General features: G+C 61.5%; 1 protein-coding gene. It reads right to left on the bottom strand.

The window, feature by feature from the left end; genetic code table 11:
- Positions 1-5 precede the first annotated feature (5 nt).
- A complete protein-coding gene (locus VFL62_RS20830; RefSeq protein WP_325174273.1) occupies positions 6-1,520 on the bottom strand; it encodes an ATPase domain-containing protein in 1,515 nt (504 codons plus the stop codon).
- Positions 1,521-2,072: the final 552 nt, after the last annotated feature.

The raw sequence follows: 2,072 nt of genomic DNA, 5'->3' as shown, positions 1-2,072 counted from the left end.
CACGCTCACCTCACCGGTTCCTCTGGCATCGCCGGACCGGTGTAGAGCGGGTTGCCGGAGAAGATACCGCTGAATTCCTTCATCGGCGGCCCGACCTTGATGCCGTCCCGGCTCAGGCGGAATTCGCGAATGGTGTGCTCGTGCTGGCCGCTTCGCTTCTTGACTACCGAGAGCGCGCGCCGCACCGTTCCCGCCAATTCGAAGTAGCGCAGCATGATCACGGCGTCGCTCAGATAGCTGATGTCGAGCGGCGTATCCATCGGCCCGACCAGCCCGTGTTGAGCAAGGATCAGGATGGTCAAAACCCCTTGCTGCGCCAGATAGGTCAGTAGTTCATGCATTTGCAGGACCAGAAAGCGCTCATCGGGCATCGCATTCAGGTATCCGTTCAAGCTGTCGATGACGATGATGCGCGCGTTGTCGGCTTCGACGCTGTTGCGAACGTTCGCGGCGAACTCGCCCGGTGACATCTCCGCGGGGTCGATCTGCTGGAATCTGATCAATCCGGCCTCGACATATTTGTCGAACGACAGGCCGAGCGTCCGCGCCCTCGCTTCGACCGTGCCGCGTCCCTCGTCGAAGGCAAAGAACACGGCGTGCTCGCCGCGTTCGGCGGCCGCGATCGCGTAGGTGAGCGCGAGCGAAGACTTGCCGACGCCTGCCGCACCGATCAGCAGCACGTTGGTGCCACGCTCCAGGCCGCCGCCGAGAAGCTCGTCGAGTTCGGCATTGCCGCTGGGCGTGGTTTCTCCGGGGAACGGCTTGTGATGTTCGGCCGCAACCAGCCGCGGAAAGATTCGCAAGCCGCCTTGCTCGATCGTAAAGTCATGGAAACCGCCGCGGAAGCGCATGCCTCGCATCTTCATCACGCGAAGACGGCGGCGCTCCGCTCCGTAGTCGAGCGCAAGCTGTTCGAGCATGACGACGCCGTGGGCAATCGAATGCAGCTGAAGATCGTCCTGGGACGACGAAAGATCGTCAAGCAGGATCACGGTGCAATTGCGGTGAGTGAAGTAGTGTTTCAGCGCCAGAACCTGGCGCCTGTAACGCAGCGAATTCTGGGAAAGCAAACGCAGTTCGGAAAGGCTGTCGAACACCACCCTGGTCGGGTTGACCCGCTCGACCTCCTTGAAGATCAGGTTTGTGGTTTCGCTCAGCTCCACTTCGGCGGGGTGAAACACCGTCAGTTCGCGCCCGGGATCGAGCGTCGTCTCCGGCGGAACGAGTTCAAAGACGTCGACGTCTTTCAGTGTCCAGCCGTGCCGGAGCGCTACGAGGTTCAGCTCGCGCTTGGTTTCGGACAGGGTGATATAGAGCACCCGTTCACCGGTCTGCACGCCTTTCAGAAGGAATTGCAGCGCTATCGTGGTCTTGCCCGTGCCGGGTCTGCCCTCATAGAGGTACATTCGATTGGCATCGAAGCCGCCTCCCAGGATGTCGTCCAGTCCGCTGCTGCCGGTGGAAATCCTCGGCAGGTTTGCAGGCTCGTTGTTTTGGAAAGCGCTGGAGGTGTCGGTCATCTCGCTCTCGGAAGCTTTCACGACGAGGAGACCGCAGCCCCATTAGCTCCGCACCAGCAATTTGGGCCCCGGCCGTAAAATGCTTGAATTTGCAACTCCCGGGGCCGAGGCAAGTTCCCGGCTGCCGCTCATGACCCTGAATGGATACCGCGATGTGCTGACAGCGCCGCTCGTCTCAACTTGGGCCGCTGCGGGGCGCGCGGCCTGATTGGCAAGTGCCGCAGAATGGTGGCATCATGCGGCACGACGCCGCGCCTGGCGCAGCGGCGTGGCTATGTTCACATGTGCACAAAGATGCACGGCGCTTGCCTTACTGGCGACGGCCATTGATCGCCCGTCGAATGAGCTGAAAGTAGTTCGCACGAGGGTGATGGTATGAGTGACGACGTGCCGAACCGCTGGCCATCCGGTGGCGGCGAGATGGGCGCGCTGATCCGGACATTCGACTGGCCTCGGACCAGCATCGGCGACATCGTCGATTGGCCGCAAAGTCTCAAGACCACTGTTGAAACGCTTCTGCTGTCTCCGGTCCCGATGGTGCTGCTGTGGGGA

This window comes from Bradyrhizobium sp. (assembly GCF_035701725.1).
Lineage (GTDB): Bacteria > Pseudomonadota > Alphaproteobacteria > Rhizobiales > Xanthobacteraceae > Bradyrhizobium.
This window is presented reverse-complemented; position numbering and strand designations above follow the sequence as displayed.

Bases quoted from the DNA above. Each gene is read 5' to 3' on its own strand.
- VFL62_RS20830 (WP_325174273.1), bottom strand. From the start codon at position 1,520: ATGACCGACACCTCCAGCGCTTTCCAAAACAACGAGCCTGCAAACCTG.